We start from the raw sequence: 13,755 nt of genomic DNA, 5'->3' as shown, positions 1-13,755 counted from the left end.
TTCAAAAGTGGTGGAACAAAGTGCCACCACTCTATATTTTGCAGGGGTATTAGGGGAATGTTCCCCTAACTAGATGGCATTAGGACAGAGATGTCTCTAATGCGTATCTAGCAGTCGCCGGGGACTTACCGGTGACTGGAGCCATAGTGAATATCTACGAAACACGGATAAGGAGGTGCAAGGTGGCAGAGAACAGGGAAATAACACTTTTTTCAGAACCAGAGGAACTGATTGCCTGGGCAGAGGTATATGATAAGCAAATCAACCCTTCGATAGAAGATGCTGCACTTCTTCTTAATTATATGGAAGGACATGATTATGCAATCGGAACGGATGCAGAGGGGAAGATGTACAGACAGGATATGGCAGAGGAAAACGGTGAGATAGAGCCATTTCCGATAGATGATGTGATTGATAAGGTGTGTGAGTGGAATTATGATCTGATACTTCACGCAGAGGCAAAGAAAGATGATCCGAAAGATTTTCAGGAATATTGCGAATTTCAGGAAAAGTATGACAGTTTAAAGGCAGATGAGAGAGTGTTAGACCGATTATTTGATAAAACCAGTCATGCAAAGGAGATTGATGCTGTTGCAACGGCACTGGTGGAAGCGTTTATCAGTAATCTGGAGGGCAAGGGTGATTTGGAAAAGGCGGCAGCCACGATAGCACAAGGAATAAAGGATTACAGTACAGATAAGAGGGGAAGGTGAGCGTATGGCAGATAAAATCCACTGTATCAGGAAAACGCTCCGTCTTATGCCGCAGGAGGCAGAACTGCTTGCAAAAAAGGCAGGGGAGAGCGGAATGTGTGAAGCAGATTATTTAAGACTGCTCATCAGCCAGAAACCGAATGATTACCCGGAAGTCAGGAAACTCTTAAAAGAGCTTATCAATGAGGTGAACCGTATTGGAATCAATATCAATCAGATCGTATTCAATAACAATGCAGGACTTTATTCCAAAGAGGATAAAACACAGCTTGTTGCTTATATGCGTAAACTGAACAAGAAAGTAAATGAGGCGGTGGTGCAGATTGGCAATCAGTAAAATCCTTAATATGAAAGACTGTGGCGGGCATTTTCACGGAAAACATTTAAAGCGGGCACTTGATTATGTGATGAACCCGGACAAAACACAGGATGGCAGACTGGTGGGGGCAATAAACTGTCAGGTCGATACCGCATTTGAGCAGATGAAGGAAACCAAGCGTAATTTTGGAAAGATTGATAAGCGTCAGGGGTATCATATCATACTTTCCTTTAAGGAAAATGAGGTAAATCCGGATACGGCATTTGAAATTACACAGAAATTTGTGGAGGAATATCTTGGTAAGTCATACGAAGCGGTGTTTGTGGTACACGATAATACAGCCCATGTTCATTCCCATATCGTATTTAACAGCGTGAGTTTTGTGGACGGTAAAAAGTACCGTTACGAAAAAGGGGACTGGGCAAAGTATATCCAGCCTATCACGAACAGGCTGTGTCAGGAATATGGACTCTCCATTATTGATGTGGATGATGAGAAAAAGGAGAGGCAGCACGAAAGCTATAAGGAATGGAGTGAGTACAGGGAGGGGAATTTTGTATGGTCCGATATGATAAAAAGAGACTTGGATGCCTGTATTTTGCAGGCGAAGGACTATGAGGAATTTCTCGAACTGCTGTCTGAAAAGGGATACCAGATAAAGCAGGGAAAACATCTGGCAATCAAGCCACAGGGTATGACAAGGTTCAGAAGGTGCAAATCTCTTGGGGATATGTATTGTGAGGAAGCAATCCGGGACAGGATTGTAAAAGAGGATATTGCGTTTTATAAGAGTAAACAGGATATACCGAAAGTTTCCATTGTAAAGTGCAGAGTTAAAAGATACCGCAGGGCAGGCTTGTCAGGACTTCAGAAAAAGCATTATGCGAAGCTGTACCGGGTGGTAAAACTCAAAAAAAGACCATACAGTCAGGTATGGAAGTACAGGGAGGATATCCGTAAAATGCACAAGCTGCAGGAACAGTATTTGTTCCTTGCAAGGCATAATATCCATTCAGCAGAAGAACTTGTGGGGACGATAGCTTCTCTTACGGATAAGAAAAAAGAGACTTCGGCAGAAAAGAGCCGGATTTATAAAGCAAGGGAAAGGAGCAGGGAACTTTTTACTGCGGCTGATGAGATGGAAAACTTAAAGCCAGCAGAGCAGTCATACAGGCTTGGGGATACCTTCTTTGAAGATGAGCATAGGAAGTGGGTGGCACTGGAGCAGGAATTACAGGCACAGGGATATTCGCTTGAGGAAGTGCAGGCTTTAAGAAGACATTACAAAGAGGAGTATTCAGAAGTGTGTGCGAAAGAAAAGGTTGTATTCAGGGAACTGAATACGGGTAAGGCAATATTAAACAGCATGATTCCGGACAGTATTTCAGATGGAAGAAAGACAGAATACAACAGGGAGATTATAAGAGACAGAAAAGAGCAGCCAGTAAGATAGGCTGTTTTTTTACGCAGTTAGGAGGAGCATATGGAACAAAATCTGAATGACAAGCCGTTAAGCAATATGCAGATTGCCAGATATATTGAGTCATTGAGAAAAGAAATGAATTTCGATGATGAGGTGTACGGGCTTGTAAAAAGTGATCTTGAGGATGGACTTACGCAGGAGCAGACGGAAAAGTATCTGGATAAGAATTTTAACATCGGACAGATGAGAGTGTTATCGGAAGGTCTGCATAAGGAGATTCCGGAGGAACTTTTTAATATCCTTCACAATAATAAGCTCTCCGGCAATCAGATGAAGGTATCACTGGAATTTTATGAAAAGGGAGTTCCGGTTGAAACCATACAGGAAGCTGTGGCAAGGGGAGAGAAGCCCGTTGTGATGAGAAGATTATATGAAGAAGTTCTGGCACAGCTTTCAAAGGCTGCGGAGCAGTATACGCAGGACTCAGAGTATGTGAAAGAACTGATTGCACAGATGGAAATGGTAGTGGAGAAAATCGACTATCAGGAGAAAAGATACGATGCCCTTAATAAAAAACTATCCGATGTTGAAGTATTAAAGGAAGATAAGGAAGTCACGGAAAGGCTTGTAAAGGAAAATGAGGATAAGGATGGAATTATCAGCCATCAGCAGGATGAACTTAATAAGGCAAGCAGCACGATTGCAAGATTAAGAGATAGCATTGAGCATAAGGACAAGGAGATGGAGCGTATGAGAGACAGGATAGAATCTCTTGAGGATAAGATTATGAGTGCGGCATCTGATGATCAGAAGGTTGCGGAAAAAGAGGAAAAGGCTGGACCGTCAGAGGTTTTGGCAGCTACTGATAATAAGGAAACAGTGAAAACACTTGCAGATTCACAGGCAGTGCCACCTATGTACAATGGAATACCCGTGTATTATCAGATACCTGTTACGGACTCTGCCGGGCGTGTAATCCAGCATCTTCCAGTTGAGCGTACAGAAAGAAAATCAAATGGCGGCATTGCGGCACTTTTTGCCAGATTTTCATTCAAAAAGAAGTCAAGAGCTGACATTGTAAAGCTGGTTGCAAGCGGTGATCTTGTGCCTGCACAGCTTGTCCAGATAAAAAGTGCCATAGAAAAGGGACTGACAGAAGGGCAGCTTGTGGAACTTATCAATAATAATGTCTCAGCGGAAAAGATGAAAGAGATTATTGAGATTGCCGTGCTTGAAAACAGTATGGCAGGTTAGGAGGTACTTATGAATTTAGCAGTAGTCAATGAGGCGGTAACAGGGATGAACGGTGTGGAACACGAGTTCACGGAAGAAGAAAAAAACTTTGTGGTGCAGTTTGCTTTCCGAAGCGGCAGTAAGGAAGATACGATTTCCCTGATCGAAGCTCTGGCACATTCCACGGATAAGGTACAGTCCGAGGAGATTATGGTCACATACAGGTCAAAGTACGATATAAAGCCTGCGTGGGTGGAACAGGTCGAAAACCTGCTTGTGGCACTTGAGATGTACCGGATAGAGGAGGAAAAAGCAATCAGTCATCTGTCTGATATTTTAACAGCATATGGCATTGATGTTTCAGCAGAGGAAATCCGCAGTACAAAGGCGGAAGAAATAAGGACAACAATAAGAGAGAAAGCGGAGGTGCGATAATGGCAGAGGAAATTCAGGAAGCGGTACAGATTATCCGTGTCGCATATGACGGGATAGAGATTGCTATGAAAGTAGGCAGTGGCGGTATTGCCGCCATGCAGAAGGCAATCGACTTTTTAAAGGGGATGCTTGATTATGAAAAGTCGTTGGGAAAAACATCTATGAGAAAGCTGCTCTTAAAGGGCGGGGATTTGCAGGTATTGCAGTTTAAAACGGAAGATATGAGAAAGGTTGAGAGAATGGCAAAGAAATACGGAATCCTGTATTCGGTTCTTCCAGACTGTAACAAGACAGACGGTATGAGTGAGGTCATCTTTCATACAGAGGCAGTTCCCCGTGTGAATATGATGATACAGAAGCTGAAATTTGGCAGGATTGCCACCTTTGATGACTATCTGAAGAATGGAGATGAAAAGTCCCTCGGCAAGCTGATGGATTTTTTGAGAAAACAGCAGGGAAACGAGAAAAGCCACACGGTAGAAGGGGATAAGGTAAATTCTGCCATAGACGGACTCATTGAAAAAGTGGGAATGTTTGCTATGGAAAAACAGGCTATCAGTGTGGATCAGGTCAAGGAGAATTTCAGCATCAATGGGGAGCAGGCAGAAAATGTAATAAAACAGCTTGAGACAATCGGGGTGCTTGGCGGCAGGAGTGAGGATGGTACACACAAGGTAATGATGGATAAGGAGGCTTTCACTAACAGGATCAGATGGTATCAGAGCCTTGCGGACAGAATGAGGGCAATATCTGCCTCAAAAAATACGAACCTGTCAGATGTTACGATCAGTAAGAAACTTATTGCAGAAGAAAACGACCATGCAGTAAAGACCAGAGTTCCGGGAACATGGGGAAAAGATGTCAGATATGTGTGGCTGCATAAGGATAACGTTATGGATATCCATAATGGAAAGACAATGCTCACATTCCTTGATACCAGAAAAGATTACAAACTCTATGATGAGCAGAACCGTGTGGTAACTACGAAAAAGGGAGACGAACTTTATACGCATTATGATAAGGTAGAATCATCTGTCAGGGAGCGATATGAAAAGGTTCAGAAAGAGCAGAAAAAGACCACAAAGAAGAAAACGGTTACTACCAGAAAAGAGAGGTAGGAGCCTATGCAGACAACGAAGAAAAAACCGTCACTGATATTTATTTTAGTGGGTGCAGTGTTATCCGGGTATCTTGGTTATCTGATAAATGGTGCATGGACAGAAGGGATTGCCTTTAATGACTTTATGAACAGGTTCAATGAAGTGTGTGCAGTTCCTTTTGCCAATTATTACAATTCAAATACAGTAAACGCAGTAGCCATTGCATTATGTATCTATGCAATGGCTATTATTATGTATTACACCAGCCAGAGAAACTATATGCCCGGCAAAGAATATGGTACAGCAAGATTTGAAAATCCGAAGCAGGTCAATAAGATACTGGCGGATAAAGATGAGAATTTCAACCGGATACTCAGCCAGAATGTGAAAATGTCGCTGGATTTCCGAAGGCTGAAGCTCAATGGAAATATTCTTATCTGTGGAGGTTCCGGTGCAGGAAAGACATTTTATGAAGTAAAACCGAATCTTATGCAGATGCCACATAGCTGTTCGTTTATCTGTACTGATCCGAAAGGAGAGATATTAAGAAGCTGCGGGCAGATGTTAAAGGATAATGGGTACAATGTAAAAGTCATCAATCTTTTGGAGATGGATAAATCAGACTGTTACAATCCATTTTCCTATATCAGAGAGGAAACTGATGTGGTGAAGCTGATTACCAATCTTATCAGTAATACCACACCAAAAGGCTCAACGCCGAGTGATCCGTTCTGGGAGAAAGCAGAAGGCTTGTTTTTACAGGCAATTTTCTATTATGTGTGGCTGGAGGTGCAGCCTGCAAAGCGAAACTTTGAGACAGTTTTGAAGCTGCTTGGAGAAGCAGAGGTTAAGGAACCGGGAAAGGCTTCAAAGCTGGATGTCCGTATGAAGTTTCTGGAGGAGAGTTCGCCGCTTGGAGCAAATCACCCTGCGGTCAAACAGTACAACAAATGTATGAGAGGTGCGGGCGATACAGTTCGTTCTATTATTATCAGTGCAAACTCAAGACTTGCATTTCTTGAAAATAAGCAGGTTTTACGACTGCTCTCCAAAGATGAGTTAAATTTGTCTGATATCGGTATTGGAGTAAATGGAGATGGGGAGACAAAGACAGCACTGTTTTGTGTAATCCCGGATAGTGATAAATCCTATAACTTCATTATCGGTATGTTATACACACAGATATTTCAGGAATTGTACTATCAGGCAGACTTTAACTGTGGTGGCAGACTGCCGATCCATGTAACCTTTATGTTAGACGAATTTGCGAATGTCGCATTGCCAGATGACTTCTGTTCGTTGTTATCGACAATGCGAAGCAGGGAGATTTCAAGTATTATCATCATTCAGAATTTCGCCCAGCTAAAGGCACTTTTCAAAGATACTTGGGAAACAATCCCCGGCAACTGCGATACTTTCATCTATCTTGGAGGCAATGAGCAGAGTACACACAAGTATGTCTCGGAGCTTTTGGGCAAGGGGACAATTGATAAAAAATCAAGCGGTGAGACAAAGGGCAGACAGGGAAGCTCATCAAGAAATTATGATGTTTTAGGCAGGGAACTGTTTACACCCGATGAGGTCAGAAAGCTGGATAATAAGAAATGTATTATTTTTATCCGTGGTTTTGATCCGATAATGGACAATAAGTATATTCCATTCCGACACCCGATGTTTAATCAGACAGCGGACGGAAAAGGAAAAGCGTATGTTCATAATACACAGGGAGCAGACCGTATCATCGGACCACCATTTGAGATTTTATCGGAAAAAGCCGTTAAGCATTATGAAAAAATGAAGGATAAGGGAGAGAATGTGTATATTGATACACTGACCTATGAGCAGTTTATGATGCTTGGAGATGCGGAACTGAACAGAAGATTTTCAATGCAGGATGAGGCAGAGCAAAAAGCAAAAATTGACAGGGAGCAGGCAAATGAGCTTGAATATGCCGATGAATCGCAGAAAGAGGAGGACTCAGACAACAGTGGAGGAGAACAGCCGGTAAGAAATCCTGAGAGGGAGAAGCCGAAGTGGGAGGATACGATCACAAACCGAATGATGCACTGGTCATACACCGCAGAGCAGAAAGAGGAAGTGAAGAAAGCACTTGCGGCAGGTGTTCCGAAAGCAACGATTCTTACTTATTTCTATCCAGAAGTGACAGTGGAGAAGATGAGTTCATATCGGAAGAATCAGTAAAGGCGTCGCATAGGCACAGGAACTGTGGTATAATGTGCCTATGCGGAATGAAAGAGTTTCGTAAATTGGGAATTGTATGGTGGTACTTTAATGGAAAAGAAAGATTTTTTGTATACAGTGATTCTAACAACAACAGTATTTGCAGCTCTTATAACATCGATAGCGAATATAATAATTTCTTTGATAAATAGTTATAGATTAAAACATATTGAAGAACAAAAAAAGTTAAATGAAATTGATAAATATCGATATAGTAGGTTGCATGAAATACTAATAAATTGGCATAAATATGATTCTGAAATCAAAGGAGAAACAGACAGTGAAATAGCATTTTATAGATTGCTTAATCAATTTATGGACGATTTGGGGCGTTATGAAATTGCAAAACCGTTACTCGATGCGGGCTATACTGAAGAATTGGAAAACAAAAAAATAGAATGTGAAAATTTACTAAATAATTTAGTTGAAGCTGAGGCACCAGATGGTACACATACAAAGGATTTTCCAATCATAAGAGAAAAATATTTTGCAAGTGGACAAGAGTTCTCGAAATTATTAAAAAATGCCATTAATAGTCAACTTGAATCATTATTAAGAAAAAGCAATATATGATAATTATAGCTTTGTCATTCTTGTAAATGACTTAATATTTAATTCACACAGCACTTTAGCCAATTATGGTTAAGGTGCTTTTTTTGCGCCTTGAAAGGAGGTGGTTACAGCTAAACACATCGGGGAAAGCCCGATTTAATCATTACAACAGGCATTGCCTGATCATATAGAGTAACTTTTAACAGCCAGTTAGGGATTATCCCTGCGGGCTTATTTTTTTAACAAAAAGGAGAGAGACAACATGAGAAAAGAACAGATTATTACAACTAACAACAATCAGATGGAGGAGAAAGGCATGAAGAGCAGATTCATTCACTTTAAGAAGAGATTCGTTCCGGCATTATCCGGAGCACTTATGGGAGTAATGCTTATGAGCACTACCTGTTTTGCAGCAGGTACAGGTACTTCCGCAGTAACACAGCCGCTTGAGAATTTAAAGACACTTATCATTGCAGTCATTGGTGCGGTCGGTGTCATCATTCTTGCAAAGAATGTCATGGAGTTCGCACAAGCATATCAGCAGCAGGATTCATCTACTATGAACTCAGCTTTAAAGGGGGTTGTGGCAGGTATTATCATGGCAGGTATTTCTACTGTACTCACCTTCTTAGGCTTCTAAGATAGGGAAAAATAATCCCTGTTGCAATAGAAGAAAAGAGGTGAATAACAGGTATGGATATTTTTAAGCTGGGAGACAAAATACTTGCTCTCCTTGAAGCTATGTTTGGATTTTGGAATAATCAGATATCTTTGGTTTTTGCAATGCTTGGACAATCGCCCGTCAGTTTTAAGGGCGGTGGTCCGTGGGCAGTCATCGAGGGAATAGAGCCAATCTTTGTAGCGGTTGGTTCTTCCCTTGTGGTACTGTTCTTTGTTATCGGTTTCTGTTCGGAAAGTATAGATGTGAAAGATGAAATGAGGTTTGAATCAATCCTGCGTATGCTTATCCGATTAGGACTTGCAGAATGGTTTGTTGCCAATAATGTCACGATTATGAAAGCATTTTTTACTTCCATCGGAAATCTGGTAGGGCTTATTTCGGCAGGAACAACAACACAGCTTGCCATTGACAGTGCACAGGCAGATGTTATTAAGGGACTTGGATTTGGTGAAAGTCTGGTAATGCTGATCCTTACGGCACTGCTTGCAATCATCATTATTATCTGTGGTTTCTTTATCATTTACACCGTGTATTTCAGATTCTTAAAAATATTGATCATTGTGCCGCTTGGAGCAATCGCCTGCTCTACAATGGCAGGAAACAGAATGGTAAGTCATACGATGTCAACTTACTGTAAGTATTTCTTATCCTGTGTGTTTGAGGCGGTAACAATGGCACTTGCGATTGTGGTATGCAATGCATTTATCAATGCAGGGCTGCCTTCCTTTACGGGAAGTTATGCAGACTGGGCACAGACACTTATTTATCTGTGTGAAATGACATTTACCATAGCAATGACGGTTGGAAGTGTGAAGGGAGCACAGACACTTACAAGTAAGGCATTCGGATTATAGAAGGAGGCATTTATGGATAATGAAAAGAAACAGGTGACTTATAATTCCAGTTTTTCCGGGGAGACACAGGTAACACTCGATATTCAGCAGTATATGAATAACAAGGCAATGTATATCGGGCTTATGTGTAATGAAGATGGATACGATGAGCCGTTTGGTGATGTGACCGTAAATTTGTCTGTTGCTGCACCGAATTACTGCGGATATCTGAATGTGAATGATATGCCGGATATTGAGAAATTCATCACAGAAAATGAGCTTGGGGAGTTTACAGGATTTACACAGAGGAGTGGTTATTGTGAATATCCTCTTTATCTGTTCAATGTTGATAAGCTGAGAGAACTGTGTCCGGACGGAATGGATATGTATGAGGCAAATATCGGTATGGCAAGAAAGCCGGAGACAAAGGAGTTAGCAAGATAGGGGGCAGAGGACAATGGTTATTGAAATAAACAAAGACATTGACCGTTATCAGGAATCGGTGGCAATGGGACTTACAGCAAAACAGCTTGTATTTTCTATTGCCAGTGTGATAGTCGGTGGCGGTATCGTATTACTTCTTTATAGATATATTGGTCTTACAGGTTCTGCTTATGTGGCGATTCCGTGTGTAGCTCCGATAGCACTTGGAGGATTTTATTCTTTTAATGGAATGAATTTTTACGAGTATATGGGAAAGAAACTGCATTTTATGTTTGGAAATAAGGCTCTTACCTATGTATCTACTGAGGGAGAGCCGATTATCAAGGCTTTTGAAATGGAGCAGAACGGACAGGTAAAGAAGAAAGGCAAAAAAACTCAATCAGAGATTACAACATCTGAGTCGGCAGTAAAGAAACAGGAGGAATTTGAAGAAATGAAGAAAAAGACAAGAAATATGATGTTTGGACTGGCAGCCGTGTTTGTGCTGGCGGTAGCGGGTGTGGCTGCTTATAAAGCAATGCACTAAAAAGGAACCTGCATAAAAACAGATTCCTTAAATGAGGGAAAATCCCTGTCGAAGAATGGAAGTCCAGTTACTTTTCTGATAGAGAAATCGGACTATGATTACAGTCTGCTTTTCTTCATCAATCGTATAAAAGGCAAGGTAATTATTGATTATCACAAAACGAATGCCCCAGCTTGCCAGTACCGGATCATCTACCAGACGGAACTTCTGTGGCAGGTCGGCTAGTGAGCCTATCTGCTCAGTCGCAGCATCTAACAGATTATCTGCGGCATCCGGATTTTTGAGGGTAAATTCGATGTAATCCGCAGCACGCATAATATCGTGTTCTGCGGTGGAAGTGATATGAACCTGATAGCTCATCGACTGCGGCGGCTCCTGATATCAGCCATAGCTTCGGAAAATGGTCTTGTATTGCCTGTGGCAATATCGTCCATTCCTTCTTTAATCTGGCTGTAAAGTTCAAAGCGGCTGGTCAGTTCTTCGTAGGCTTCAATGCTCATAACAGCAAGATCGCCTTTTCCATTCTTCGTAATGAAAACTGGTTCAGGATAATTATGACAAAATGTAGAAATTTCATTGTAATTGTTCCTTAAATCAGCACTTGATTTGATTGCTGGCATAAAAACACCTCCTTGTTTGATAACAAAATTATACACAAATTTTGTTATGAAGTCAATGGATATACCATTAGTGTTAGCAGGATAAACACAACTATTCATATGTATCTGACCGTGAGGTCGGGAACAAGCCCGTTGGGTGATGTTCCCGGCGGGCTTTCACAGATAAGAAAGCGAGGTTAGAGACAATGGGTTTATTTACGGACGGATTTAAGCTCTTGAAAAAGGCAAGTGAGCCTTTGTATAAGACACCGAAATCCATTCAGGAAACCATAGAGATTATGGCGGTGGCTGAAAACGGTATTTTTGAAGTAAGCAGGAATAAGTATTCCAAGTGTTACCGCTTTCAGGACATCAATTACACAACGGCAACGGAGGATGAGCAGATCGGCATTTTTGAAAGATACTGCAAATTCTTAAATTCGCTGGACTGTAATTATAAGATTACGATTAACAATAAGAACAAAAATATGGAGGATCTCCGTGATAAGGTTCTTATTACAGAAAAAAACGATGGCTTCAATAATTACCGAAGAATCTACAATGACATTATTGAGGAGAAGATTATTGAGGGCAGACAGGGGATTGAACAGGAAAGATACCTGACAATCACGATTGAGAGAAAGAACTTCGAGGAGGCAAAGGCACAGTTTGCCACACTTGAGGCAACGATACACAAGGCTTTCATTGAGCTGGGTGCAGAGATTGTGCCGCTTAACGGCAATGAAAGGCTGAAAGTGCTCTATGACTATTACCATCTTGGCGATGAGGGCAGTTTTGATTTTGATATCAAAAAGGCAAAGAAGGTCGGAGCAGATTTTAAGAATGATTTATGTAATGGTATGGTGAAATATTTCCCAGACCATTTTGAGGACGAGAGTAAATACTGCAAGGCACTTTTCATTAAGAAGTATCCCAGCAGTTTATCTGACAGATTTATCAATGAGATTACTTCCCTTCCGGTACACTCCATTACCAGTATTGATGTAGTGCCTGTGCCAAAGGATTTGACCACAAAGGTGCTTCAGAAGAAATATCTTGGTATTGAGTCGGATATTATCAAGCAGCAGAGAGTCCGTAATAAGAACAATGACTTCTCCACAGAAATCTCTTATGCAAAGAGAACGGAGAAAAAAGAGATTGAGGCAATTATGGATGATGTCCGTGAGAATGACCAGTGTCTTTTCTTTGTAGGAGTTACCATTATCCTTATGGCAGAAAGTAAGAAGGAGCTTGAGAGTGTCTGCGAAACAGTAGAAACAATCGGAAAGCGTAACAGTTGTACGATTGATACACACTACTTAAAGCAGAGGGAAGCACTCAACACGGCACTTCCGATTGGTGTAAGACAGGTGGAAACAATGCGTACCCTTCTTACCCAGTCGCTTGCGGTGCTTATGCCGTTTAATGTGCAGGAACTGAATGACAGCACAGGTAATTATTACGGTATCAACCAGATCAGTAAGAATGTAAATATCGGTAACAGAAAGAAGCTCATCAACGGAAATGGCTTTGTATTCGGAGTGCCGGGTTCCGGCAAATCATTCTTCTGTAAGATGGAAATGGGCAGCGTATTCTTGTCGGGAGATGATGAGATTATCGTCATTGATCCGATGAACGAATATTTTGATATTGCACAGACTTATGGTGGAACCGTGGTAAATATGTCCACATACACGGACAACTATGTAAATCCGCTTGAGATGGATGTGTGGAGTCTTGATCCGAATGATTCAAAGGGAATGATAAGGGAAAAAGGGGAATTTATGCTTGGTCTTTGTGAGCAGTGTATCGGGGACAGCTTAAATTCCAGACAGAAATCAATCATTGACCGCTGTGTGAGAAAGATGTATATCGACATCGCAAGGGGCAGGGAAAAGTATATTCCGGTAATGAGTGACTTCTACGATATCCTTATGGAACAGCCGGAGGACGAAGCAAAGGATATCGCATTGTCTTTGGAACTTTTTGTAAATGGTTCCCTCAATATCTTTAACCACCAGACAAATGTTGATGTAGATAACCGATTCACAGTATATGGTATCAGGGACTTAGGCACGGAGCTTAGTCCTATCACAATGCTTGTTATGATGGAGTCCATTCAGAACAGAATTGTAGAAAACGGGCAGAAGGGCAAGGCAACCTGGCTCTATATTGATGAGTTCCATGTCCTGCTTAATTCGGAGTATTCTGCAAAATATTTACAGCAGCTCTGGAAGAAGGTGAGGAAACAAGGTGGACTGTGCACGGGTATCACCCAGAACGTCGTGGACCTTTTACAGAACTACACCGCCACTACAATGCTTGCAAACTCTGAGTTTGTTGCACTCTTAAAGCAGGCGAATACAGACAGTTCCAAGATGGCAGAGGTTATCGGTGTATCAGAGGCACAGCTTCGTTTCGTAACCAATACTGCATCGGGAATGGGACTTATCAAGTGTGGTTCCGTGGTAATTCCGTTTGATAACCAGATCAGCAAGGACACTGACCTTTACAGACTGTATAACACCAATATCCATGAGAAGATTGCGGAGCAGAAGAAAAGGGAGGCAAAATTTGCTGATTAGAATTGCAATGTATCAGCCATTTGGACTAAGTTCCGGATGGCTACTTTTTACCCTTTTTAAGGATACAGAA

Annotated in this window: 15 protein-coding genes; 13 read left to right on the top strand and 2 right to left on the bottom strand. The window is 41.5% G+C overall.

Annotated elements, in window-relative coordinates; genetic code table 11:
• Positions 1–182: 182 nt before the first annotated feature.
• The 12 genes from NQ488_01470 to NQ488_01415 all read left to right on the top strand — a co-directional run bounded on the left by NQ488_01470 (position 183) and on the right by NQ488_01415 (position 10,501).
• Complete coding sequence (locus NQ488_01470) at positions 183–713, top strand: multidrug transporter (GenBank protein ID UWN96008.1); 531 nt, start codon at positions 183–185, stop codon at positions 711–713.
• Positions 714–717: 4 nt separating this feature from the next.
• Positions 718–1,050 carry a MobC family plasmid mobilization relaxosome protein gene (locus NQ488_01465; GenBank protein ID UWN96007.1) on the top strand — a complete coding sequence of 111 codons (333 nt, stop codon included), beginning with the start codon at positions 718–720 and terminating at the stop codon, positions 1,048–1,050.
• Positions 1,037–2,485, top strand: coding sequence for a relaxase/mobilization nuclease domain-containing protein (locus NQ488_01460; GenBank protein UWN96006.1), 1,449 nt, complete (start codon positions 1,037–1,039; stop codon positions 2,483–2,485). The genes NQ488_01465 and NQ488_01460 overlap by 14 nt, the downstream gene beginning before the upstream one ends.
• Before the next feature lie 30 nt (positions 2,486–2,515).
• Positions 2,516–3,709, top strand: coding sequence for a hypothetical protein (locus NQ488_01455; GenBank protein UWN96005.1), 1,194 nt, complete (start codon positions 2,516–2,518; stop codon positions 3,707–3,709).
• Between the two features lie 9 nt (positions 3,710–3,718).
• The gene (locus tag NQ488_01450; protein UWN96004.1) at positions 3,719–4,123 is read left to right on the top strand and encodes a hypothetical protein; all 405 of its coding nucleotides are present in this window, start codon (positions 3,719–3,721) and stop codon (positions 4,121–4,123) included.
• A complete protein-coding gene (locus NQ488_01445; GenBank protein UWN96003.1) occupies positions 4,123–5,241 on the top strand; it encodes a PcfB family protein in 1,119 nt (372 codons plus the stop codon). Before NQ488_01450 ends, NQ488_01445 begins: the two co-directional genes overlap by 1 nt.
• 6 nt (positions 5,242–5,247) lie before the next feature.
• Complete coding sequence (locus NQ488_01440) at positions 5,248–7,425, top strand: type IV secretory system conjugative DNA transfer family protein (GenBank protein ID UWN96002.1); 2,178 nt, start codon at positions 5,248–5,250, stop codon at positions 7,423–7,425.
• Positions 7,426–7,515: 90 nt separating this feature from the next.
• On the top strand, positions 7,516–8,037 hold the full coding sequence (locus NQ488_01435) for a hypothetical protein (protein ID UWN96001.1): 522 nt from the start codon (positions 7,516–7,518) through the stop codon (positions 8,035–8,037).
• 241 nt (positions 8,038–8,278) lie between these two features.
• On the top strand, positions 8,279–8,656 hold the full coding sequence (locus NQ488_01430) for an electron transporter RnfA (protein UWN96000.1): 378 nt from the start codon (positions 8,279–8,281) through the stop codon (positions 8,654–8,656).
• Between the two features lie 53 nt (positions 8,657–8,709).
• Positions 8,710–9,552: a hypothetical protein gene (locus NQ488_01425; protein UWN95999.1), complete on the top strand. Its 843-nt coding sequence runs from the start codon at positions 8,710–8,712 to the stop codon at positions 9,550–9,552.
• 12 nt (positions 9,553–9,564) lie between these two features.
• Positions 9,565–9,975: a DUF4313 domain-containing protein gene (locus NQ488_01420; GenBank protein UWN95998.1), complete on the top strand. Its 411-nt coding sequence runs from the start codon at positions 9,565–9,567 to the stop codon at positions 9,973–9,975.
• Positions 9,976–9,988: 13 nt separating this feature from the next.
• Positions 9,989–10,501 carry a PrgI family protein gene (locus tag NQ488_01415; protein UWN95997.1) on the top strand — a complete coding sequence of 171 codons (513 nt, stop codon included), beginning with the start codon at positions 9,989–9,991 and terminating at the stop codon, positions 10,499–10,501.
• 27 nt (positions 10,502–10,528) lie between these two features.
• On the opposite strand, the gene NQ488_01410 is transcribed toward NQ488_01415, so the two are convergent.
• Both NQ488_01410 and NQ488_01405 read right to left on the bottom strand, forming a co-directional pair.
• The gene (locus NQ488_01410) at positions 10,529–10,861 is read right to left on the bottom strand and encodes a type II toxin-antitoxin system RelE/ParE family toxin (protein ID UWN95996.1); all 333 of its coding nucleotides are present in this window, start codon (positions 10,859–10,861) and stop codon (positions 10,529–10,531) included.
• On the bottom strand, positions 10,858–11,121 hold the full coding sequence (locus NQ488_01405; protein UWN95995.1) for a type II toxin-antitoxin system Phd/YefM family antitoxin: 264 nt from the start codon (positions 11,119–11,121) through the stop codon (positions 10,858–10,860). The genes NQ488_01410 and NQ488_01405 overlap by 4 nt, the downstream gene beginning before the upstream one ends.
• A 185-nt stretch (positions 11,122–11,306) precedes the next feature.
• Between NQ488_01405 and NQ488_01400 the strand changes: the two genes are divergently transcribed.
• Positions 11,307–13,685: a DUF87 domain-containing protein gene (locus NQ488_01400; protein ID UWN95994.1), complete on the top strand. Its 2,379-nt coding sequence runs from the start codon at positions 11,307–11,309 to the stop codon at positions 13,683–13,685.
• The last annotated feature ends 70 nt before the right edge of the window (positions 13,686–13,755 follow it).

Source organism: [Bacteroides] pectinophilus (assembly GCA_025146925.1).
In the GTDB taxonomy this organism is placed as follows: domain Bacteria; phylum Bacillota; class Clostridia; order Lachnospirales; family Lachnospiraceae; genus Bacteroides_F; species Bacteroides_F pectinophilus.
Note: the sequence above shows the minus strand (reverse complement) of the source record. Positions and strands in the feature narration are given on the sequence as shown.